Source organism: Pseudomonas sp. FFPRI_1 (assembly GCF_055384485.1).
In genome coordinates this window covers 1,449,872-1,472,796 of the sequence record NZ_AP029168.1, presented here as the reverse complement: position 1 = coordinate 1,472,796, position 22,925 = coordinate 1,449,872, and the positions used below count along the sequence as shown (strand labels likewise).

Here is a 22,925-nt window from a genome sequence, read left to right as displayed (position 1 = left end):
AAGTGCCCCAGGAATAATGGAACAGAACATCACCCGGCGGTTGGCCCGCCGGGTGATAGAACCATCAGCGCACAGGTGGTGCGTATTGGATGCCGCCGTTGTTCCACAGCGCGTTCAGGCCGCGGTCGATGGCCAGTGGCGTGCTCTTGCCGAGGTTTTTCTCGAACACTTCACCGTAGTTACCTACTTGCTTGACGATCTGTACTACCCAGTCCTTCGGCAGTTTCAGGTCTTTGCCGTATTCACCGTCCGCGCCCAGCAGACGTGCAACATCAGGGTTCTTGGTGGACTTGGCTTCGGCTTCGACGTTCTTCGAAGTGACGCCCGCCTCTTCGGCGTTGAGCATGGCGAACAGGGTCCACTTGACGATGCTGAACCACTCTTCATCGCCCTTGCGCACCACCGGGCCCAGAGGCTCCTTGGAGATGGTTTCCGGCAGTACGACGTAGTCGCTCGGAGAGGCCAGCTTGCTGCGTTGTGCATAGAGTTGGGACTTGTCGGAAGTCAGCACATCGCAACGGCCGGACTCCAGCGACTTGGCACTTTCATCGGAGGTATCGAAGGTGATCGGGGTGTATTTCAGGCCATTACCACGGAAGTAGTCCGACACGTTCAGCTCGGTAGTCGTACCGGCCTGAATGCAGATGGTCGCACCGTCCAGTTCCTTGGCACTTTTCACGCCCAGCTTGTTGTTCACCAAAAAACCGATGCCGTCGTAATAGGTGACGCCCGCAAACATCAGGCCCATGCCGGCATCGCGGGAGCTGGTCCAGGTGGTGTTGCGCGACAGCACGTCGATCTCGCCGGATTGCAACGCGGTGAAGCGCTCCTTGGCATTCAACTGGCTGAACTTGACCTTGGTCGCGTCGCCGAATACTGCAGCGGCCACTGCACGGCAGACGTCGGCATCGATGCCGAGGATCTTGCCGGTGGCGTCCGGTACCGAGAAACCCGGCAAACCGTCGCTGACGCCGCACTGTACGAAACCTTTCTTCTGCACTGCATCCAGGGTCGCACCCGCCTGTGCGAACCCACTCATACCCAGAACCGCGGCCGCGGTGACAACGGCCAGGGTGGATTTCAACATCTTCATTCAAACCTCCAATTTTGCTCTTGTTGTGTCGGAGCTTGAGTCCTGCCGCACCCTTATGAGGCGCTATTGACCCGTGTAGGCTTTTTTATAGGGTCAAGCGGCGTAAGACCTTCGCTATGAGTCTAGTAGGAGAAATCCACATAAAGGGTGACCTACTGCTCACCAATCGGCCGAACGGGCGGTTGCCCCTTGCAGTTCGCAAAGCTCGTAGCGGCCATTGGCGAACGTCCATCAGAGGAGCTTGCTATCCCATCGCTCGCGGTAGCCTGTTAGTGTTACCGGCGGCAAAGAGCGCTCTCACTTCGACTCCTCTTGCTGAGCCATAGCAAAGCCCGTACCACAGTCTCGACTTAAGCGTTTCAGCCAGTGGTCAATAGCAAAACGTTCAACCGTGCGACATCTTCTTCACCGATCAACCGGGCGCGCCCTTCAACCATGCACACAATGGGCGCGCACGCACACAAATGGAGCAGCCATGACCGAGCCCTTGATTCTTCAGCCCAGCAAGCCCGCAGACGCCTGTGTGATCTGGCTTCATGGCCTGGGAGCGGACCGTTACGACTTCCTGCCGGTAGCCGAGATGCTGCAAGAAACACTCTTGAGCACGCGTTTCGTGCTGCCTCAGGCGCCGACTCGCGCGGTGACCATCAATGGCGGGTATGCCATGCCCAGCTGGTACGACATTCTGGCCATGAACCCGGCGCGCGCCATCAGCCGTGAACAGCTGGAAGAATCCTCTGACGAGGTGATCAGACTGATCGAAGAACAACGCGCCAGCGGAATAGACGCATCGCGAATTTTCCTCGCCGGTTTTTCCCAGGGCGGCGCCGTGGTACTGCACACCGCCTTCCTCAAATGGCAGGGTCCACTGGGTGGCGTACTTGCCCTGTCCACCTACGCCCCGACCTTCAGCGATGAACTGCAACTTTCCGCCAGCCAGCAACGCATTCCGGTGCTGTCGCTGCACGGCCAGTACGACGAAGTGGTGCAGAACGCCATGGGCCGCACGGCGTATGAGTACCTCAAGCAGCATGGTGTCACCGTGACATGGCAGGAATACCCAATGGAACACGAGGTGTTACCCGAGGAAATCCGCGACATCGGCACCTGGCTGGGCGAGCGTTTGCGCTAGAAAATCCGCCGTGCACCCGCCCCACGAGCAACAGACTACGCCGCGCCCGTTTCTTGCATTACACTGGCCGGCGTACATTCCTTAACCAATTGATGAGATGACCGTGCTCAAAGCACTCAAGAAAATCTTCGGTAAAAGCGAGGCTGAGCCGCTCGCGCCTAGCCCCAGTGCCCCTTCCCCCAGTTCCAGCAGCCGCAATGACGGCCGTCAGCCGGAACGGAGCGCACCCGCTACCGCAGCTAAAAAAGAACCGGTGAACACACCGGCCGCCCCTTCCGCTCCCAGAGCACCGCGCCAGGAAAAGCCCAAGGCCGAGCAACCCAAGGCTGAACAGCCGCGCCGTCCACGTGCTCCGAAACCGCCGGTGAGTACCTGGAAACTCGAAGATTTCGTGGTTGAACCCCAGGAAGGCAAGACCCGTTTCCACGACTTCAAACTCGCACCGGAACTGATGCACGCCATCCAGGACCTGGGCTTTCCTTATTGCACGCCGATCCAGGCCCAGGTGCTGGGCTACACCCTGGCGGGCAAGGACGCCATCGGCCGGGCCCAGACCGGCACCGGCAAGACCGCCGCCTTCCTGGTCTCGATCATCACTCAGCTGCTGCAGACCCCTCCACCCAAAGAGCGCTACATGGGTGAACCGCGGGCACTGATCATCGCCCCGACTCGAGAGCTGGTGGTGCAAATCGCCAAGGACGCCGCGGCGCTGACCAAGTACACCGGCCTCAACGTGATGACCTTCGTCGGTGGCATGGATTTCGACAAGCAGCTCAAGCACCTCGAAGCCCGCCATTGCGACATCCTGGTCGCTACCCCGGGCCGTCTGCTGGACTTCAACCAGCGCGGCGACGTGCACCTGGACATGGTCGAGGTGATGGTGCTGGACGAAGCCGACCGGATGCTCGACATGGGCTTCATCCCCCAGGTGCGACAGATCATTCGCCAGACCCCGCCCAAGAGCGAGCGCCAGACCCTGCTGTTCTCCGCGACCTTCACCGACGACGTGATGAACCTGGCCAAGCAGTGGACCACGGAACCTGCGATCGTCGAGATCGAAGCCGAGAACGTGGCCAACGCCAACGTCGAACAGCACATCTATGCAGTGGCCGGCGCCGACAAGTACAAGCTGTTGTACAACCTGGTCAACGACAATGGCTGGGAGCGGGTGATGGTCTTCGCCAACCGCAAGGATGAAGTGCGGCGCATCGAGGAACGCCTGGTACGCGATGGCGTGAACGCCGCCCAGTTGTCCGGCGACGTACCGCAGCACAAGCGGATCAAGACCCTGGAAGGCTTTCGCGAAGGCAAGATCCGAGTCCTGGTGGCCACCGACGTGGCCGGCCGCGGGATTCACATCGACGGCATCAGCCACGTGATCAATTTCACCCTGCCGGAAGTCCCGGACGACTACGTGCACCGCATCGGTCGTACCGGTCGGGCCGGTGCCGATGGCGTGTCCATCAGCTTTGCCGGCGAGGACGACTCCTACCAGTTGCCATCGATCGAGGCCCTGCTGGGGCGCAAGATCAGCTGCGAGATGCCTCCGGTCGAGCTACTGCGCCCCGTGGAGCGCAAACGCCCGTAAGCCTGAGGTCCCCGCACGATCAAAAACGCAGCCCTCGGGCTGCGTTTTTTTTTGCCTGCCTGGCCTGCCCTGCCGGAGCGCCGGGCAGCAACGCTCAAGGCGTCCAGCGATCGGCCGCGGCATGGTCGCTGGCGCGCCCCTCGACCCAGCGCGGGCCCTCGGCGGTCTGCTCCTTCTTCCAGAATGGCGCCCGAGTCTTGAGATAATCCATGACAAAGGCACAGGCATCGAACGCCGCCTGACGATGAGCGCTGGCCGCCGCGACGAAGACGATCGGCTCGCCGGGTTCCAGGGCTCCAATACGGTGCAGCACTTCCAGCTTGAGCAAGGGCCAGCGCTGCTCGGCCTCCACGGCAATCTTCGCCAGGGCCTTCTCGGTCATGCCCGGGTAATGCTCAAGGAACATTCCCCGCACCTCCTGCCCATCGTTGAAGTCGCGCACGTAGCCGACGAAGCTCACCACCGCCCCCACACCGGCATTCGCCGCGTGCATGGCGTTGACTTCGGCACCGGGGTCAAAGGCTGCAGGCTGCACACGAATCGCCATCTCAACCTCCGGTCACGGTGGGAAAGAACGCCACTTCGTCACCGTCCAGCAGCGGTTCATCCAGCTGGCACAACTCTTCGTTGCGGGCACACATCAGGTTCTGCTCAGCCAGCACTGCCGCGTCTTCGCGGGACAACAGCGCCCGACGCACATCATCGACACAGGCGAACGCCCCTTCGATCTCCAGCCCGTCGAGCCCCAGTGCCTCGCGATAGCGGGCAAAGAATTTCACCTGGATCTTCATGCTTCGGACACCTGGTAATGGCCGCTCTTGCCGCCTAGCTTCTCCAGCACCCGCACGCCCTCGATGACCATGCCCCGGTCCACGGCCTTGCACATGTCATAGATCGTCAGCGCGGCAACGCTGGCGGCGGTCAATGCCTCCATTTCCACCCCGGTCTGCCCGGACAGCTTGCAGCGCGCCACGATGCGCACGCAGTCCTCGCCCTCGGCACTGAGCTCGACCGTGACGCTGGTGAGCATCAGCGGATGGCACAGCGGAATCAGGTCACTGGTCTTCTTCGCGGCCTGGATCCCGGCAATCCGTGCCACGGCGAACACATCGCCCTTGGGATGGCCGCCACTGACGATCATCTGCAGGGTTGACGCAAGCATGCGCACCCGCGCTTCAGCCGCCGCCTCGCGGAACGTCACGGCCTTGTCGGTGACGTCGACCATATTGGCGCGACCTTGGGAATCGAGATGAGTCAGCACGGCATTACTCCTGATCAGGTGCAGCGATTGTAAACCTGCAAGTCAGCTTTACGCATCCTCGCTCGCCTGGAGGGCAGCGCGCAAAGCCCCTGTCCCTACGGCTGCGACCCGTTCGCCAGGCCCCTCCTCAGTCAGACAATCAGTGGCACGAATACCGTTCATTAGAACAAAGAATTGGCGCCAATAAACTAATGAAAGTACAAATCCACAAAAAAGGAAACTCAACAACATGGCATTTCTAATATCAATCTTATTAAGTCTCCTGGCCGGCTTTGCAGTTCCACTTCAAGCAGGAACAAACTCCAGACTTGGAAACTTACTGGGCCATCCCTTATGGGCCACCGGAGTTTCACTACTTGTCAGCCTCCTTGCACTTACTATTGTTATCCTTTTTATAAAAGTTCCACGCCCAAACTTTGCTGCGGCACAGGACGGCCCCTGGTGGATCTGGATGGGCGGGATCGCCGGGGTGTTCTACATCACCGTCGCCCTGCTGATGGCGCCACGTCTCGGGGCCCTCAACTTCATCATGACGGTTATTGTCGGACAACTGATCATTTCGTTGCTCATCGACTATTTCGGTCTGGTAGGACTTCCACGCCAAACAATAAGTACACAAAAACTGATTGGCGTATTAGTGGTCATCAGCGGATTCGTCATCACCACTCGCGGATAACCAGTAACAACACAACACCCGACACTCCTCAGAAATAATCTGCCCACTTATTTCCGCTTCGGAAAATCAAGAACATCCAGCCGACCAGATAGGTGAACAATGACCAGCCAAACTGCAACTTATGATTCCATCGGTGAACGCTTTGAAGACTTTACCGATACCGCTTCGCAACGCTCGGTAGAGACCGAGACCTTCTTCCACATGGTCGGGGACATCAAGGGCAAGTCCGTCCTCGACCTGGCCTGCGGCTTCGGTTACTTCGGCCGTGAGCTGTATCACCAGGGCGCCAGCAAAGTGGTGGGGGTGGACATCTCCTCGTCAATGATCGAGTTGGCCCGCAAGGAGTCGGCCCGCAACGGGGAAACCATCGAGTACCACGTCGCCAACGTCTGCGACATGGGGGTGCTGGGGAACTTCGACCGTGTCACCGCGGCCTGGCTGTTCAACTACGCGCAATCGCCACAAGAGCTGGAAGCCATGTTCAAGGTGGTGGCCAGGAACATGGTGCCCGGCGGCAAGCTGATTGCCTACACCGTGGACCCGGGCTTCCAGCTGCAGCGCGGCAACTTCACCAAGTACGGTGTCCACGTGCTCGATGAACAGCCCCACGCCGGCGGCTACCGGCACAACGCCGAATTCGTCACCCAACCGCCGAGCGCCTTCACCTTCCATCGCTGGAGCCGCGACACCTACGAGCACGCCATCCTCAAGGCGGGCTTCTCCAAGCTCCAATGGCAAAAGCCGATCATCTCCGTGGCCAACCGCGCCAAGCATCCTCAAGGCTACTGGGACGACTTCGAACGCAACTGCCTGCAAACCGGGCTGATCTGCACCCTCTGAGCGACATGCGCTCTCGCCCACTCCACCTCAATCAGATGCAGGACAAGAAGTACTATGAATTCCAAGGGTTTTGCTCACTGGCCAGTGTTCGACGGCCCCCTGACAGCGGAAATGACCGACAGGCAATTGATGGGCCTTGCGGAACATTTCCAGCCAGGCGCCGAGCTTTCACTGCCACTGGCCGTCTGGCGACAGCTGTCGGACAAATCAGCCGAACAGCTGGCCCTGGGGGTGGAAAACCCTGACTCGCCCCTGTCCTGGCGGCTGGCCTCGGCTCGCCTCCTGGCGCAGACCATGGACCCGCGCCTGAATGTGCTCAACCCGCCGATGATCACCATCGAGGGCGGTCTCGTCGAGATCGGTCTGGAGGAGTCGGCGATCCCCAAGGTGATGCAGACCATGCAGGGCCTGGGACTGGATCGCAGCTGGATTGAAAAGGAAGCGCCCCGCCACGCGGTCGAGCTGCAGCCCTATGGCATCGGCAAGTACCCGGTGACCAACCTGGAATACCGGGCCTTTCTTGAAGACTCACAGCATCCGGCGATCCCGGGCAACTGGCAGTTTGGCCAGTTCCCCAGCGAGCGCGCCAACCACCCGGTCTATGGCCTGAGCGCCGAGGACGCCGACGCCTATGCCCGCTGGCTGTCCGAGCGCACCGGCCGGGCATTCCGCCTGCCCACGGAAGCGGAGTGGGAGTTTGCCGCCGCCGGCCATGAAAACCTCGAGTTCCCCTGGGGTGAGCGCTTCTTGCCGCTGCACGCCAACACCGCGGAAATGGGCCTGTTCACCACCACCCCGGTGGGGGCCCTGCCGGAAGGCGCCTCCCCCTTCGGCTGTATGGACATGGCCGGCAACGTCGAGGAGTACGTTGCTGACGACTACGCCCCCTACCCCGGCGGCAAGGCCGTCACCGACGATCTGGTGACCGTGGTCGGCACTCACCGAATAGCCCGCGGCGGCAGCTTCACGCGCTTTCGCGATCTGGCTCGCAACTGCCGTAGACACGGCAAATACCCAAGGGAGATCTACGTCATGGGCTTCCGGCTCGCCGAGAGCCTCTAACGCGCAACTTCACTTTTACTGCCAAACAATTACACGTTCGACATCAGAGAACGGAAGGGATATCCATGAACAGCCTCAGTGTCAGAAACCAGGTCAACATACCGCTGAATGACTCGACCATTCCGGGCATCTTCTACAGCTTCAGCGGCCTGGATGCTGCGCAGGAACACATCTTGATCAAACTGGGACCGGTCAATGACCGCAGTCCCCTGGTACGCATTCACTCCGAATGCCTGACCGGGGATGTCTTCCAGTCCCAGCGGTGCGATTGCGGGCCACAGCTCAGCGAGTCGATTTCCCGCATGCAGGAAGAAGGCGGCTACCTGATCTACCTGCGCCAGGAAGGGCGCGGAATCGGCCTGTACGCCAAGCTGGATGCCTATCGCCTGCAAGACGGCGGCATGGACACCTTCGAAGCCAACAGCCACTTGAACTTCCCCGAGGACGGCCGGGACTTCTCCATGGCCGCCAAGATGCTCAAAGCGGTCAACGTGCATACCTGCCGCCTGATCACCAACAACCCGGACAAGGTCCAGTCCCTCAAGGACAACGGCATTGCGGTAGACACCATCATCCCCACCGGGGTCTTCCTCACCCGGCACAACACCCACTACCTGCAAGCCAAGAAAGACAAGAAAAACCACGTCATCGACCTGCTCAAGTAGCCGAGCCAGCCTCCCCCGCCCCTGCGGAAAGGGGGACGGCTGCCCGCAATAAGCCAACCCAATTATTAAGGATAATAATCATGAGACATTTCGGGCCTATCAGCGGTATCGCCACCTTCAAGGACACCTACGTTGCCACCGCCGGCTACGACAACCAGGTCATTCTCTGGGACGCCAGGACCAAGACCCCGATCCAGCGGGTACTCCACGACCACCTGGCCAACCAGTGCGCCTTCAACGCCACCGGCACCCTGCTGGTCAGTGCCAGCAGCGACTACACCGCACGGGTCTGGGAGGTGCCGTCCCTGCGCCTGAAGAGCGTGCTGATCGGCCATGACGACGACATCGAGATGGCGGCGTTCTCCCCTGACGGCCAGACCATCGCCACCTGCTCGCGCGACCACAGCATTCGTCTGTTCGACCTCAGCGGCCAGACCCGGAAGATCCTCCTGGGCCACACCGCCGACGTGATCTCGGTGTGCTGGGCCGCCGACGGCCAGACCCTGGTGTCGAGCAGCGATGACGGCTCGATCCGCCGCTGGGACGCCAACACTGGGCAGCAACTGGAAGCCATCGACCTGGGCGGGGTGGAAACCGACACCGTGGCCCTGTCACGCGAAGGCATCATTTTCGCCGGTGACGACGAGGGCAAGATTTCCATCATCAGCCCCACCGGCAGGCAACTGCAGCCCGCCCACAGCGCCGGGATCAAGCGCATCATCTGGAACGACGCCCAGCGCCTGCTGATCAGCCTCAGCTACGACCGCTCCGTGATGCTCTGGCACCTGGGGCAGGACGGCACCCTGGCCAAGACCGCCGAGACCTCGCTGCCGAGCATCATCTGGCCACGCAGCTGCGCCCTGCTGGGCAGCCACCGCATCGCCTTCGTCACCTTCGGCTCCAGCTACGCCACCTGGGACTTTGCCACCCAGACCTGGGATCTGGACGGTATCGAGCCGGCGATCAGCCTCAACGCCGTGGCCGTGGTCGGCGAAGACGTCTACAGCATCGGCGATGCCGGCACCCTGCACATCAACGGCCAGGCCAGCGTCAACGCCGGCAGCCTGTGCAACTTCCTGCTGCCCTTTGGCGACAGCGTGCTCACCGGCGGCCAGATGGGCAGCGTGTTCGACGCCCGTACCGGCGCCGTGCTGCATCAGCATCGCTCGCCCCTGAACTGCGGGACCACCTTCATCAAGGACGGTCAGTTGCACGCGGCCATCGGCACCTACACCGGCGAGGCGCTGATTTTCTCCCTGGAACACCAGCAGCCGCGCTTCCTCACCGAGGTGCGCATGCACGAGAACGCCATCAAGGGCATCGCCGCCGACGAAACCTACCTGTTCAGCGTCTGCGCCACTGCGGCGGCGGCGTTCTTCCGGATCGCCGACTTCGAACTGGAAACCTACCTGGACAAGGCCCACGAGCGGATTTCCAACGGCTGCACGCAGATCCAGGGCGGGTTCGCCAGCATTGGCCGCGACTTGAAACTGCGCCTGTGGCGCGATGGGGCCAGCGAGGTGTTCGACACGCCCCACAGCCACTCGATCAAGTGCATCGCCATCTCCAAGGACCGTTCACTGATTGCCACCGGCAGCTACGGCGGCACCGTGGCAGTCTTCGACCTGGACAAGCGCGTGTGGGCAAGCGTCGAGAAACCCACCGCCAGCGGCATTTCGTGCCTGATCCACGATGCCAGCGGCGAGGGTTTCCTGGCCAGTGCCTACGATGGCCGGATCTATCCGATCAACCCTCCGGCCGCCGCCCAGTCGTCGCGCTCATGAGCTATTTCAGCGAGCTCGACTTCCAGCACATGCAGCATGCATTGCTGCTGGCCGAGCGGGGCAGCCACTCCACCTGGCCCAACCCGCGGGTGGGCTGCGTGATCGCCCACGGCTCGCAGGTGGTCGGCGAGGGCTGGCATCGCCAGGCGGGCGGGCCCCACGCCGAAGTGTTCGCCCTGCGCCAGGCCGGCAGCCTGGCGCGGGGCGCCACCGCCTACGTGACCATGGAGCCCTGCAGCCATGTCGGGCGTACCGGGGCCTGTCACCAGGCCCTGATCGACAGCGGTGTGAGCAGTGTGGTGGTGGCCCACCAGGACCCGTTCAAGCAGGTCAACGGCCAGGGCATCAGCCACCTGCGCAACGCCGGGATCGAGGTTCGGGTCGGCCTGCTGGAATCAGCGGCGCAGGAACTGAACCGGGGGTTTCTATCCACGGTGCGGCGCCAGCGGCCCTGGGTCCAACTGAAGATGGGCATGAGCCTGGACGGGCGCACGGCCCTGGACAACGGGCGTTCGAAGTGGATCACCAGCGACCGCGCACGGGCCGATGTGCAGTATTGGCGGGCCCGCAGTTCGGCGATCCTGACCGGCAGTGGCACGGTCCTCGCCGATGATCCGCAACTGACCGTGCGCCAGCTGTCCTCGGCCCAGGCCCTGCCGCCGGTGCGGGTGATCCTCGACAGCCAGGGACGGGTGCCGCCGACGGCCCGAGTATTCGACGGCCAGGCGCCGAGCCTGCATGTGGTGCACCGCGACAGCCCCCTGGCCAGTGCGGACAACCCGCAAGTGCTGGGCCTTCCCGCAGATGAACAGGGCCTGGACCTGCAGCAGCTGATGCTCGATCTCAGCCGGCGCGGCTTGCACGACCTGATGGTCGAGGCCGGACCGACGCTGGCCGGCAGCCTGCTCCAGGCGCAACTGGTGGATGAGCTGCTGCTGTACGTCGCCCCGCGCCTGCTGGGCGACCTGGCACGCCCACTGGTGCACCTGCCGCTGTTCGAGCGTCTGGAACAGACCCTGGACTTCAGCTTGTACGACGTCAGCCAGCTGGGGCCGGATCTGCGCCTGCGCCTGCGCCCGGCTCAGCCGCCGAGCGCGCTATGAGCCACCACCTGCTTGACCTGCTCGCGCAACCAGACATGGGCCGGCTCATTGTCGAAACGCTGGTGCCAGATCTGCACAAAGGGAAACGGCGGAATCGGCAGCGGCGGTCGCAACTGGACCAGGTCCTGATTGAGCAGTGCATCGTCCAGGGTCCGGGTCGCCACCGTAAGGATCAGGTCGGTGTTATGGATCATGCTCGGCGCAGTGCGCCAGTGGGGCACGCTGACGGCAATCCGCCGCTGCAGCCCCTCGTCGCGCAGCAGGCTGTCCACCTCGCCATTGGCGCTGCCGTCCATCGACACCAGGATGTGGGGCCGGGCCAGGTAACTGTCCAGGTCCAGTACGCCATCGGCCGGCAGGGTGCGGCGGTCCAGGAGGCAGGAGAAGGTTTCCTCGAACAGCACCTCGGTGGAGATGTCGCCCGAGAGATTGGGAAACACCCCCAGGGCCAGGTCGATCTTGCCCTGGGACACCTGCTCGAACATGCCGTGCCGACTGTCCTGGGTGACCAGCAAGGTGGTGTTCGGCGCGTCGCGGCGCAAACGCACCAGCAGGCTGGGCAGGATGATCGCCGCGCCATAGTCGGACATTGCCAGGGTGAAGATGCGCTGGGAGCTGGCAGGGTCGAAGTCGATGGACTTACCGAACAGGGTTTCGATCTGGCTGAGGATTTCCCGCAGCGGTTCCTGGATGTTCTTCGCCAGGGAACTGAGCACCAGTTCGCTGCCGCGGCGAATCAGGATCGGATCGTCCAGCAGCACGCGCAACTTGCCCAGCGAGTGGCTGATTGCCGGCTGGCTCAAGTGCAGGCGCAAGGCGGTGCGGGTGACGTGTTTTTCGGTCAGCAGCGCGTCAAGCACCACCAACAGGTTCAAATCGATATTACGCAGTAAGACCGTGACCATCCTGTCATTTCCAACTCAGGGAGCAACGTCCCAAAAGGAGCAACACATGCTTCAACTCAAACGAATTATTGAAACAGCCCTCTACGTGAACGATCTCGACATTGCGCAGCAATTCTACGCGCAAACCTTCCAACTGGAGGTCATGGTCAAGAGCGATGTTCTGGTGGCGCTCAACATCGGCGACCAGAATACCCTGTTGCTGTTCAAGCGGGGGGCCTCCCTGCAGACCAAATACCTCAGCGGCGGCGAGATCCCGCCCCACGACGCCAGCGGGCGCATCCACGTGTGCTTCGCCATCGACCAGCAGGACATGCCGGCCTGGAAGGAACGCCTGGCCCGCGCCGGCATTCCCCTGGAGGGGCGCACCGAGTGGCCCAAGGGCGGCTCGAGCATCTACTTCCGCGATCCGGACCAGAACCTTGTCGAGCTGCTGACCCCCGGCTGCTGGCCGATCTACTGAAACTGCAATCGACTTCAAGGAGTGAATGTCATGCTGCCCGTCGCTGTAACCAAGCACCCAGCCCTGCGCACGCGGCTGGTACTGATCGGCGCGCCGCTGCTTCTCGGCGGCCTGGCCTGGTGGCTGTGGCACGGAACCCGGCCCGACACCCCAGCCTACAGCCAGGCGCCGATCAAGGTCGCCGTGGCGACCGCCAGCACCCAGCCTTTCACCCGCTACCTGGAAGCGATCGGCGAACTGGAGGCGATCGAGCAAGTCAGCGTGCCGGCGGAAATCGGTGGACGCATCGTCGGCCTGCCGATCCAGTCTGGCCAGCGGGTCGAGCGCGGGCAGGTGCTGGTGCAGCTCAACGATGCCCCGCAGCGAGGCAACCTGTTGCGCCTGCAAGGCGAGATGGAGAACGCCCGGATCAGGCTGGAACGCTCGCGGCGCCTGGTCTCGGTCAACGCCACCTCCAGGGAGGCGTTCGACAATGCCCAGACCGAACTGTCCACCGCCAAGGGGGCCTTGCAGGCACTCCAGGCACAGATCGAACAGCGCACCATCCGTGCGCCCTTCGCCGGCACCCTGGGCATCCGCAAGGTGCACCTGGGCCAGTACGTGAACCCCGGCGACGTGTTGATCAACCTGATTGGCGACAAGGGGCTGTACCTGAACTTCAGCGTGCCGGAGCAGGCGCTGTCCCAGGTCAAGCCGGGAGCGGTACTGGAAGTGTTCCTCGACGCCCTGCCCGGTCAGGCGCTGAGTGCCGTGGTGACGTCCCTCGACCCGTTCCTCGATCGCACCCGTACCCTCAGCGTCCAGGCGCGCCTGCAAGACGCACCGGCCGCCGCCCTGCCCCGGATGTTCGCCCGGGTGCGCCTGGCGCAGCCGATGCCCCGCGAGACCCTGAGCGTGCCGGAAACCGCCGTGACCTATAACGCCTACGGGGAGGAGCTGTTCGTGGTCCAGCCGGGCCAGGATCCCCAGGCCCCGCCGACAGTCCGCCGCGTCTCGGTGAAGACCGGCGAGCGACGTGACGGTCGGGTGGTGATCGACAGCGGCCTGGCCGCAGGCGAACAGGTGGTGACGGCCGGGCAGATCAAGCTCAGTGATGGCGCCGCCATCGAGGCGGTGCAGCACAGCGTGCTCGGCGACTCGACCCGCGGTACGGCAGCCATTGCCACGGGAGAACGACCGTGAAGTTCACCGATCTGTTTGTCCGCCGTCCGGTGCTGGCCCTGGTGGTCAGCCTGTCGATCCTGCTGCTGGGCCTCAAGGCCTACAACCACTTGCCAGTGCGCCAGTACCCACTGCTGGAAAGCTCGGTGATCAGCGTCACCACCGACTACCCCGGTGCCCCGGCGGAACTGATGCAGGGCTTTGTCACCCAGCCGATCAACCAGGCCCTGGCCTCCGTGGAAGGCGTGGACTATGTCAGCTCGTCCTCGGTCCAGGGCCGCAGCCTGATCACCCTGCGCATGGCGCTCAACCAGGACGCGTCGAAGACCCTGAGCGAGGTGATCGCCAAGGTCAACCAGGTCAAGTACCGCCTGCCCGAGCAGGCCTACGACCCGGTGATCGAACGCTCGGCGGGCGATGCCACGGCCGTGGCCTACGTCGGCTTTGCCAGCCGCACGCTGTCCGCCTCGGCACTGAGCGACTACCTGAGCCGGGTGGTGCAGCCGCTGTTCTCCAGCATCGAGGGCGTGGCCAAGGTCGAGACCTTCGGCGGCCAGCGCCTGGCCATGCGCCTGTGGCTCGACCCGCAACGCATGGCCGGCCACGGGGTCAGCGCGCTGCAGGTGGAACAGGCGATTCGCGCCAACAACTTCCAGGCCGCTCCCGGCCAGATCAAGGGTCAGTACGTGATCTCGTCGATCCAGGTCAACACCGACCTGGGCAGCCTGGACGAGTTTCGCGACATGGTGATCAGCAACCGTGGCGACCACCTCCTGCGCCTGCGGGACATCGCCCAGGTCGAACTGGGTTCGGCGGCCTATGAAACCAGCGCCTTGATGGACGGCAAGCCAGCGGTGCACCTGGGCCTGTACGCCACTCCCAAGGGCAATCCGCTGTTGATCGTCGCCGACATCAAGCGGCTGCTGCCGGAGATCCAGAAGACCCTGCCACCGGATGTGGAAGTGGCCCTGGCCTTCGAGACCGCGCACTTCATCGAGGCCTCGATCATCGAAGTCATCGAGACCCTGATCGAGGCCATCCTGATCGTGGTGGTGATCATCTACCTGTGCCTGGGCTCGGTGCGCAGCGTGTTGATCCCGGTGGTGAGCATTCCCTTGTCGATGGTCGGCGCCCTGGCCCTGATGGAACTGTTCGGCTTCAGCATCAACCTGCTGACCCTGCTGGCCATGGTGCTGGCCATCGGCCTGGTGGTGGACGACGCCATCGTGGTCATGGAAAACATCCACCGCCACCTCAAGGAAGGGCGCAGCCCACTGCAGGCGGCCCTGGTCGGCGCCCGGGAAATCGCCTCCCCGGTCATCGCCATGACCATCACCCTGGCCGCGGTCTACATGCCCATCGGCCTGATGAGCGGCCTGACCGGCGCCCTGTTCAAGGAGTTCGCCCTGACCCTGGCTGGCGCGGTGCTGATTTCCGGGGTGGTGGCCCTGACCCTGACCCCGGTGATGTGCGCCAAGCTGCTGTCGGCGGACTCCCAGGAAGGCCGCATGAGCCGCTGGGCCGAGCAGTTTTTCCACAACCTGTCGCGGCGCTACCAACGCGGCCTGACCCGCTCCCTGCGCTGGCGCGGCGCGGTGCTGGCGTTTGCCGCCCTGGTGCTGCTGAGCCTGCCATGGCTCTACGGCCACGCCAGCAAGGAACTGGCGCCCAACGAGGACCAGGGCAACCTGCTGCTGGCGATCAAGTCGCCGCAACACGTCAACCTGGATTACGTCGAGCGTTACGCCTACCAGTTGGACGCGATACTTCAAGGCCTGCCGGAAACCGTCAGCACCTGGATCATCAACGGCACCGACGGCGTCGCCGCCAGCTTCGCCGGGGTCAACTTCAGCGAGTGGTCCCAGCGCCAGCGCAGCGCCGCCAGCATCCAGAGCCAGCTGCAGCAGCAGGTCGACGCAGTGGAAGGCAACTCGATCTTCGTCTTTCAGTTGCCGCCCCTGCCCGCCTCCACCGGCGGCCTGCCGGTGCAACTGGTGATCCGCAGCACCGAGGACTACCGCTCGCTGTACCAGTCCATGGAAGAGATCAAGAGCAAGGCCCGGGCCAGCGGCCTGTTCGCGGTGGTGGACAGCGACCTGGAGTTCAACAACCCGGTGACCGAGGTGCGCATCGATCGCAGCAAGGCCAACAGCCTGGGCATTCGCATGCAGGACATCGGCACCACCCTGGCTGTGCTGATCGGCGAGAACTACACCAACCGCTTTGCCCTGCAGGGACGCTCCTACGACGTGATCCCCCAGAGCACCGCCTCCCAACGCCTGACGCCCCAGGCCCTCAACGACTTCTACATCGACACCGACAGCGGCACCCAGGTGCCCCTGTCGACCGTGGTCAGCCTGCACGACAATATCCAGCCCAACAAACTCAAGCAGTTCAACCAGCAGAACGCCGCGACCTTCCAGGGCATTCCCGCCCCGGGCGTCAGCCTCGGTCAGACCGTGGCGTTCCTGCAGGAACAGAGCCGGGCCCTGCCCGCCAGCTTCAGCCATGACTGGCAGGCCGATTCGCGCCAGTTCATCCATGAAGGCAATGCCCTGCTGCTGACGTTCGTGTTCGCCCTCATCGTGATCTACATGGTGCTGGCCGCGCAGTACGAAAGCCTGAGCGATCCGCTGATCATCCTGATCACCGTGCCGCTGTCGATCTGCGGCGCCCTGATCCCCTTGGCGCTGGGCCTGGCGACCATCAACATCTATACCCAGATCGGCCTGGTGACCCTGATCGGCCTGATCAGCAAGCACGGGATCCTGATGGTGGAGTTCGCCAACGAACTGCGGGCGGCCCATGGCGGCTCCGCGGCCCAGGCGATTGTCCGCGCCGCGCGGATCCGCCTGCGGCCGATCCTCATGACCACCGCCGCCATGGTGGTGGGGCTGGTACCGCTGCTGTTCTCCTCCGGCGCCGGAGCCAGCAGCCGCTTCGGCCTGGGGCTGGTGATCGTCATCGGCATGCTGGTGGGCACCCTGTTCACCCTGTTCGTCCTGCCGTCGATCTACACCCTGCTGGCCCGCGCCCACCGTGCGCAGCCGCAGCAGGAGGCCTTGCAACAGCCGGCCTGAGCCGGAACCTGGAAGCACAACGGGCGGCCCAAGGGCCGCCCGTTGCGTTGCAGTGCCGGGTTACAGGTGGCTTTCGGCGTATTCCGCCAGGATCGAGCGCGGCACCCCTTGCAGGGTGATGTGCACGCCGTTGGGGAAGTCCTTGAAGCGTTCGGTGAGGTAGGTCAGCCCCGAGCTGGTGGCCGACAGGTAGGGAGTATCGATCTGTGCCAGGTTGCCCAGGCACACCACTTTGGAACCGGCGCCGGCACGGGTGATGATGGTCTTCATCTGGTGCGGAGTGAGGTTCTGGCATTCGTCGATCAGGATCAGGCTCTGCTGGAAGCTGCGGCCGCGGATGTAGTTCAGGGATTTGAACTGCAGCGGCACCTTGCTGAGGATGTAGTCGACGCTGCCATGGGTGTTCTCGTCATCCATGTGCAAGGCTTCGAGGTTGTCGGTGATGGCCCCCAGCCAGGGTTCCATTTTCTCCGCCTCGGTGCCCGGCAGGAAGCCGATCTCCTGGTCCAGCCCCTGCACGCTGCGGGTGGCGATGATGCGCCGGTAGCGCTTGCTGACCATGGTCTGTTCGATGGCCGCGGCCAGGGCCAGGATGGTCTTGCCGGAACCGGCGGCGCCGGACAGGTTGACCAGGTGGATATCCGGGTCCAGCAGGGCGAACAGCGCCAGGCCCTGGTAGATGTCACGCGGTTTCAGGCCCCAGGCCTCCTGGTGCAACAGGGGCTCCTGATGCAGGTCGAGGATCAGCAGCACATCGGCGCGGATCTCCTTGATCCAGCCGACGAAGCCCTGTTCGTCGATGATGAATTCATTGATATGCACTGCCGGCAGGTTGTCGATGAGTTGCACCTGGTGCCAGGTACGGCCGTGGTCCTGACGGGTTTCGACCTTGCTCACGCGGTCCCAGAACGAGCCGCTCATGTTGTGGAAACCATTGGGCAGCAGGGACACGTCGTCCACCAGCTGGTCGGTGCTGTAGTCCTCGGCGGCGATCCCGCAGGCCCGCGCCTTGAGGCGCATGTTGATGTCTTTGGTCACCAGCACCACGGGCAGGTCCTTGTTGCGCGCGTGCAGGTCGATCAACTGATTGATGATGATGTTGTCGTTGAGGTTGTCCGGCAACAGGCTGTTGGGCTCGTTGCGCTTGCTCATGAGGATCGACAGCAAGCCCTTGGGCCCGCTCTTGCCACGCTGGATCGGCACGCCCAGTTCGACATCCTCGGGCGAGGCCTCGCCCAGGGTCTTGTCGATCAGGCGGATGGCCTGCCGGCATTCGGCAGCGACGCTGTGATGGCCGCTCTTGAGCTTGTCCAGTTCTTCAAGCACGGTCATCGGGATGGCGACGTGGTGTTCTTCGAAGTTCAGCAGGGCATTGGGATCGTGAATCAATACGTTGGTATCGAGTACATAAAGGATTGGCTGATTGGAAGAAGGGCTACGTCCGTGGTCATCCATACTCGGTCACCTTATGTGGGAGCCAGTCGACGCAATACCATGGGGTATCGCGCCTCGAAAGGCCACCGAACTCACCCGCGGGGTTCAGGTGACCTGCACACACAAGGAGTCTTGGGAGACGCCACCTGTGTTGCAGGTTTCGGCGGTCTGAGTTCGTAATACTCCAAAAACCGTGACAGGAAAAAGCACTTTGACGCTTTTTTGAAATTTATTTTTCAGAGTGACGAAATGCCCTTGGCGAGCTGCCATCACCCCGTTAAAGTCGGAAGTCCGCCTGCCTCGAAATCCCGCCGAAATCCGGCCCTTTTCCCCACCATCCTCCCTGTTTTCGGACGGTTTACCGTTTCAGCGAAAAGCGTCCTGGCATTCCTCCCAACCGATTCCGCTTTGCGCCGTCTGTGCCAGTAGCCAGGGCAAGGTGCTCTTGACCCCATCCTGCTTGGCATTGAAGGCAATCACCCCGCGCCGCCACAGCAACATCAGGGTCAACACCCGCTGCCCGCTGTCCTCGGCCTTGAGCTTGCCGGGGCCGTCCTGGGCGTCGATGTCCCACAAGGCCACCTGCATGCCCTGGGCATTGAAGAAGTCCTGGGCGTCGGCCCGGCGCTGGCCAAAGGGCGGGCGGAACAAGGGCACATAGTTTTCCGGCAACTTGCTCTTCACCAGCTCGGCGCTGCGCTGGATCGAGTACTGCCAGTCCTGCCAGTGGCTGTGGGAACGGAACTCCCAGCCTTGCACGCCCACGCATTGCCGGGAGTACAAGGCTTGCAGGCTGGCCACCGAAGCCTTGTCGAGGCGGTTCTGGATGTCGTTGCCCAGGACAAAGAACGTAGCGCTGAGATTGGCCTTGCGCAGGTAGCTGGTCAGCCAGGGGGTGTTGTCCGGCGCGAGGTTGGCGGCGCTGTCGAAGGTCAGCAGAAACAGCCGGTCGTTGAGCTCGTCGCCATTGCGTTCGTAGTCGCCGTAGCGCAGCACCTCGCTGCTGGTCTGGGGCGCGAGTGCAGCCTTGCGCAGCAGCTCGTCCAGGTACTGCTCATGGAAAGTCCGGCTCGGCTCGCCCCAGCGGGCGTAGTAGGAATCCTCCGCCAGGTGGAACTTGCCGGCCTGCTTGCGCAGTTGCTGCATGTTTTCCACCAGGTAGCAGAACGAAGCGTCCTGGTCGCAGCTCTGCTGGGCGAAGTTGTAGTTGTCCAGCAGGCGCTTCCAGAGCTGTACGCGCAGCTCGTTGATCGCCTCCATGTTGATCATGCGCAAGCCCAGGCGCTGCTTCAGGGAAGCCTCGTCCCAGGCTTCGCTGACCAGCAAGGCACGGGCAAAGGTGAGGATCTCGGCCCGCGAGGCAACGTCGAACAGGGTCGGATTGTCGAGCTTTTCCGGCCAGGTGCTGCGATCCAGGGTCGCCACGTCATTGGGCGCCGCCAGTACGCCGAAACTCAAAAGCCAGGCCGAGAACAAAAACGCGATACGCAAAAGGGATGCCTCCAGAACAAAACCCGCGCGGCACTATAGCCGATCTGTGCCAGGAATCAGGGCCCCTTCGCCGGCAAGCCGGCTCCTGCAGGGTCGTGTAGGAGCCGGCTTGCCGGCGAACCGCGATCAGCGGTCATGACTATCGCCATCATAGGTGGAGTCCGAACGCCCCAACCCCTAGAATCCCCCGACGCTTAAAGGAGACGACCCCATGCTGATGGTGATTTCACCCGCCAAGACCCTCGACTACGAAACACCGCCGGTCACCCAACGCTTCACCCAGCCGCAATACCTCGACCACTCCCAGGAACTGATCCAGCAGCTGCGGGAACTGACCCCGGCGCAGATCAGCGAACTGATGCACGTATCCGACAAGATCGGCGGGCTCAACGCCGCGCGTTTCGGCAGCTGGACCCCGGCCTTCACCCCGGCCAATGCCAAGCAGGCGCTGCTGGCGTTCAAGGGCGACGTATACACCGGGCTCAACGCCGAATCCCTCAGCGAAGCGGACTTCGACTACGCCCAGCAGCACCTGCGCATGCTCTCCGGCCTGTACGGCCTGCTGCGCCCCCTGGACCTGATGCAGCCCTATCGCCTGGAAATGGGCACCAAGCTGGCCAACGCCCGGGGCAAGGACCTGTACGCCTTCTGGGGCACCCGCATCAGCGAGTGGCTGAACGAGGCCCTGGCCGAGCAAGGCGACGACCTGCTGCTGAACCTGGCGTCCAACGAGTACTTCTCGGCGGTCAAGCGCACGGCCCTCAACGCGCGGATCATCAACACCGAGTTCAAGGACCTGAAGAACGGCCAGTACAAGATCATCAGCTTCTATGCCAAGAAGGCCCGGGGCCTGATGAGCCGCTTCGTGATCCAGGAACGCATCAACGACCCCGCCCAGCTCAAGCAATTCGACATCCAGGGCTACCGCTTCAGCGCGGAGCAGTCCAAAGCCGACAACCTGGTATTCCTGCGCGACCACGCACCGGAATAAAGCGTTCCCCTGCCGCGCTCGTTTCCCTGTAACGAGCGCGCCAGAATGTGATCACCCGCACATTCCCCGCCTTTAATAAGCCAATTTTCTGGCGCCATAGAACTTTCATCTATTTCTATAACTTTTCTTTCACTCGACAGCCGTGATTTTTTTCAGTAGTGGCACCACTTTTTTTATCCGGTAGTGGCATAAAAATATCCCCGCGCTTCAACTCCCCATGACTAAAGGCTCAAACCGTTAGTGCTATCAATTTGAGAGCAGTGCCATCTTTCTCAATATTTCAAGAAATTTCGAAAAACAGGATGAGCGGGCAGGAACTATGCCCTCAGACACTGCTCATACCACCGGTAACGATTCTCAACGAGTTTGTAGGAGATGACTTACACGGACTCATTAGAAACTAACCAAGTTGCAACATTGGTTTGACCAATCAGTCACAAACTTGAACTAAAGGCTAAAAAACGGAGATAAGGCACTTCAACTATCCCCTAACGAGCCAAGGAACAGCTGGCCTTCAAGGACCAGGGAAATCAACTGGAAAGCCCGCACCACGTGGCATCCAGCCATCCACCGGAACGCGGATGGTTTTTCTCCAGGGACCTGCAGCAGGAGCGTCGGCAACATTCAAGGGCAAGTCAAAACAACAAGGATCGGTTGCGCACAACTTGAGTGCATTTATTTAGTCACTCGGAACTTAGTCTGCCTGCACACGGCACTACAGCGTACTTCGCTGTACTTCCGAGTGCGCAACAACAGCTGGCAAACATTAACTCCGGCCATCTAATGGCGTGAATAACACAGAGGTAAATGCGATGCGCATCAGCATATTTGGTTTGGGTTACGTCGGTGCAGTCTGTGCCGGTTGCCTGTCTGCACGGGGCCATGAAGTGGTTGGCGTAGATATCTCCAAAGACAAGATCGACCTGATCAACGCCGGTAAATCACCGATCGTAGAACCGGGTCTGGGTGAACTTCTGGAACAAGGCATCCGGACCGCTCGTCTGCGCGGTACCACCAACTTCGCCGAAGCCATCCGCGATACCGACCTGTCGATGATCTGCGTCGGCACCCCGAGCAAGAAGAACGGCGACCTGGAACTGGACTACATCGAATCGGTGTGCCGCGAGATCGGTTTCGTCCTGCGTGACAAAGCCACCCGCCACACCATCGTGGTGCGCAGCACGGTGCTGCCGGGCACGGTGAAGAACGTGGTGATCCCGATTCTCGAAGACTGCTCGGGCAAGAAGGCCGGGGTGGATTTCGGCGTCGCGGTGAACCCCGAGTTCCTGCGTGAAAGCACCGCGATCAAGGACTACGACTTCCCGCCCATGACCGTGATCGGCCAGTTCGACCAGGCTTCCGGCGACGTGCTGCAAGCGCTGTACGAAGAGCTCGATGCGCCGATCATCCGCAAGGACATCGAAGTGGCCGAGATGATCAAGTACACCTGCAACGTCTGGCACGCGACCAAGGTCACCTTCGCCAACGAGATCGGCAACATCGCCAAGGCGGTGGGTGTGGACGGCCGTGAAGTGATGGACGTGGTCTGCCAGGACAAGACCCTCAACCTGTCCCAGTACTACATGCGCCCCGGCTTCGCCTTCGGCGGCTCCTGCCTGCCCAAGGACGTGCGCGCCCTGACCTACCGCGCCGGCGCCCTGGATGTGCAAGCGCCGCTGCTCAACTCGCTGATGCGCAGCAACGAATCCCAGGTGCAGAACGCCTTCGACATCGTCTCCAGCCACGACAAGCGCAAGGTCGCCCTGCTGGGCCTGAGCTTCAAGGCCGGCACCGACGACCTGCGCGAGAGCCCGCTGGTGGAACTGGCGGAAATGCTCATCGGCAAGGGCTTCGACCTGAGCATCTACGACAGCAACGTCGAGTACGCCCGAGTCCACGGTGCCAACAAAGACTACATCGAGTCGAAGATCCCCCACGTTTCGTCCCTGCTCAACTCGGACTTCGACGCGGTGATCGGCAACTCCGACGTGATCATCCTCGGCAACCGCGACGAGAAGTTCCGCGCCCTGGCCGAAGACGTGCCCCACGGCAAGCAGGTCATCGACCTGGTGGGCTTCATGTCCAAGGCCACCTGCAGCAAAGGCCGTACCGAAGGCATCTGCTGGTAAAGCAGCGGCAAGCTTCAAGCTTCAAGCCGTAAGCAAGAGCTCCACGCTTGGAGCTTGCGGCTTGGAGCTT

General features: G+C 62.3%; 20 protein-coding genes. 13 read left to right on the top strand and 7 right to left on the bottom strand.

Features of this window, described 5'->3' with window-relative positions:
* Positions 1-64: 64 nt before the first annotated feature.
* A complete protein-coding gene (locus ACZ5BO_RS06595; RefSeq protein ID WP_025131608.1) occupies positions 65-1,093 on the bottom strand; it encodes an amino acid ABC transporter substrate-binding protein in 1,029 nt (342 codons plus the stop codon).
* 475 nt (positions 1,094-1,568) lie between these two features.
* Here ACZ5BO_RS06595 and ACZ5BO_RS06590 point away from each other — a divergent pair, with 475 nt between their 5' ends.
* On the top strand, positions 1,569-2,225 hold the full coding sequence (locus ACZ5BO_RS06590; RefSeq protein ID WP_025131609.1) for an alpha/beta hydrolase: 657 nt from the start codon (positions 1,569-1,571) through the stop codon (positions 2,223-2,225).
* A gap of 97 nt (positions 2,226-2,322) precedes the next feature.
* Entirely contained in the window at positions 2,323-3,813 is a 1,491-nt protein-coding gene (rhlB, locus tag ACZ5BO_RS06585; RefSeq protein WP_464698846.1) for an ATP-dependent RNA helicase RhlB, read from the top strand.
* A gap of 94 nt (positions 3,814-3,907) precedes the next feature.
* Here the strand turns inward: rhlB and moaE are convergent, their stop codons facing one another.
* The 3 genes from moaE to moaC are packed head-to-tail and all read right to left on the bottom strand — an operon-like array spanning position 3,908 to position 5,074.
* Complete coding sequence (moaE, locus tag ACZ5BO_RS06580; RefSeq protein ID WP_025131611.1) at positions 3,908-4,360, bottom strand: molybdopterin synthase catalytic subunit MoaE; 453 nt, start codon at positions 4,358-4,360, stop codon at positions 3,908-3,910.
* Between the two features lies 1 nt (position 4,361).
* Positions 4,362-4,604, bottom strand: coding sequence for a MoaD/ThiS family protein (locus tag ACZ5BO_RS06575; RefSeq protein WP_464698844.1), 243 nt, complete (start codon positions 4,602-4,604; stop codon positions 4,362-4,364).
* Positions 4,601-5,074, bottom strand: a complete 474-nt coding sequence (gene moaC / locus ACZ5BO_RS06570; RefSeq protein WP_464698842.1) for a cyclic pyranopterin monophosphate synthase MoaC — start codon at positions 5,072-5,074, stop codon at positions 4,601-4,603. The genes ACZ5BO_RS06575 and moaC overlap by 4 nt, the downstream gene beginning before the upstream one ends.
* Before the next feature lie 229 nt (positions 5,075-5,303).
* Here moaC and ACZ5BO_RS06565 point away from each other — a divergent pair, with 229 nt between their 5' ends.
* The 6 genes from ACZ5BO_RS06565 to ribD all read left to right on the top strand — a co-directional run bounded on the left by ACZ5BO_RS06565 (position 5,304) and on the right by ribD (position 11,204).
* Complete coding sequence (locus ACZ5BO_RS06565; protein WP_025131614.1) at positions 5,304-5,750, top strand: DMT family transporter; 447 nt, start codon at positions 5,304-5,306, stop codon at positions 5,748-5,750.
* 99 nt (positions 5,751-5,849) lie between these two features.
* Positions 5,850-6,590 carry a class I SAM-dependent methyltransferase gene (locus ACZ5BO_RS06560; RefSeq protein WP_025131615.1) on the top strand — a complete coding sequence of 247 codons (741 nt, stop codon included), beginning with the start codon at positions 5,850-5,852 and terminating at the stop codon, positions 6,588-6,590.
* Positions 6,591-6,644: 54 nt separating this feature from the next.
* Positions 6,645-7,652 carry a formylglycine-generating enzyme family protein gene (locus ACZ5BO_RS06555; protein WP_464698839.1) on the top strand — a complete coding sequence of 336 codons (1,008 nt, stop codon included), beginning with the start codon at positions 6,645-6,647 and terminating at the stop codon, positions 7,650-7,652.
* A 65-nt stretch (positions 7,653-7,717) separates the two neighbouring features.
* Complete coding sequence (locus ACZ5BO_RS06550) at positions 7,718-8,317, top strand: GTP cyclohydrolase II (RefSeq protein WP_025131617.1); 600 nt, start codon at positions 7,718-7,720, stop codon at positions 8,315-8,317.
* Positions 8,318-8,397: 80 nt separating this feature from the next.
* Positions 8,398-10,101: a WD40 repeat domain-containing protein gene (locus tag ACZ5BO_RS06545; RefSeq protein WP_464698837.1), complete on the top strand. Its 1,704-nt coding sequence runs from the start codon at positions 8,398-8,400 to the stop codon at positions 10,099-10,101.
* Positions 10,098-11,204: a bifunctional diaminohydroxyphosphoribosylaminopyrimidine deaminase/5-amino-6-(5-phosphoribosylamino)uracil reductase RibD gene (gene ribD / locus ACZ5BO_RS06540; protein WP_464698835.1), complete on the top strand. Its 1,107-nt coding sequence runs from the start codon at positions 10,098-10,100 to the stop codon at positions 11,202-11,204. The genes ACZ5BO_RS06545 and ribD overlap by 4 nt, the downstream gene beginning before the upstream one ends.
* Here the strand turns inward: ribD and ACZ5BO_RS06535 are convergent.
* Complete coding sequence (locus tag ACZ5BO_RS06535) at positions 11,183-12,109, bottom strand: LysR family transcriptional regulator (RefSeq protein ID WP_025131620.1); 927 nt, start codon at positions 12,107-12,109, stop codon at positions 11,183-11,185. The genes ribD and ACZ5BO_RS06535 overlap by 22 nt on opposite strands.
* Before the next feature lie 46 nt (positions 12,110-12,155).
* Here ACZ5BO_RS06535 and ACZ5BO_RS06530 point away from each other — a divergent pair, with 46 nt between their 5' ends.
* From ACZ5BO_RS06530 to ACZ5BO_RS06520, 3 genes are read left to right on the top strand one after another with little or no spacing between them, the layout of a single operon-like run.
* Complete coding sequence (locus ACZ5BO_RS06530; RefSeq protein ID WP_025131621.1) at positions 12,156-12,569, top strand: VOC family protein; 414 nt, start codon at positions 12,156-12,158, stop codon at positions 12,567-12,569.
* A gap of 30 nt (positions 12,570-12,599) precedes the next feature.
* Complete coding sequence (locus tag ACZ5BO_RS06525; RefSeq protein WP_025131622.1) at positions 12,600-13,751, top strand: efflux RND transporter periplasmic adaptor subunit; 1,152 nt, start codon at positions 12,600-12,602, stop codon at positions 13,749-13,751.
* Entirely contained in the window at positions 13,748-16,810 is a 3,063-nt protein-coding gene (locus ACZ5BO_RS06520; protein ID WP_464698832.1) for a MexW/MexI family multidrug efflux RND transporter permease subunit, read from the top strand. Before ACZ5BO_RS06525 ends, ACZ5BO_RS06520 begins: the two co-directional genes overlap by 4 nt.
* A 60-nt stretch (positions 16,811-16,870) precedes the next feature.
* Here the strand turns inward: ACZ5BO_RS06520 and ACZ5BO_RS06515 are convergent, their stop codons facing one another.
* Together ACZ5BO_RS06515 and ACZ5BO_RS06510 are read right to left on the bottom strand one after the other, a co-directional pair.
* Entirely contained in the window at positions 16,871-18,265 is a 1,395-nt protein-coding gene (locus tag ACZ5BO_RS06515; RefSeq protein ID WP_025131624.1) for a PhoH family protein, read from the bottom strand.
* Positions 18,266-18,610: 345 nt separating this feature from the next.
* Positions 18,611-19,735: a polysaccharide deacetylase family protein gene (locus ACZ5BO_RS06510; protein ID WP_025131625.1), complete on the bottom strand. Its 1,125-nt coding sequence runs from the start codon at positions 19,733-19,735 to the stop codon at positions 18,611-18,613.
* 211 nt (positions 19,736-19,946) lie between these two features.
* Between ACZ5BO_RS06510 and yaaA the strand changes: the two genes are divergently transcribed.
* Positions 19,947-20,726, top strand: coding sequence for a peroxide stress protein YaaA (gene yaaA, locus ACZ5BO_RS06505; protein WP_464698829.1), 780 nt, complete (start codon positions 19,947-19,949; stop codon positions 20,724-20,726).
* Between the two features lie 812 nt (positions 20,727-21,538).
* Complete coding sequence (locus ACZ5BO_RS06500; protein WP_025131627.1) at positions 21,539-22,855, top strand: nucleotide sugar dehydrogenase; 1,317 nt, start codon at positions 21,539-21,541, stop codon at positions 22,853-22,855.
* Positions 22,856-22,925: the final 70 nt, after the last annotated feature.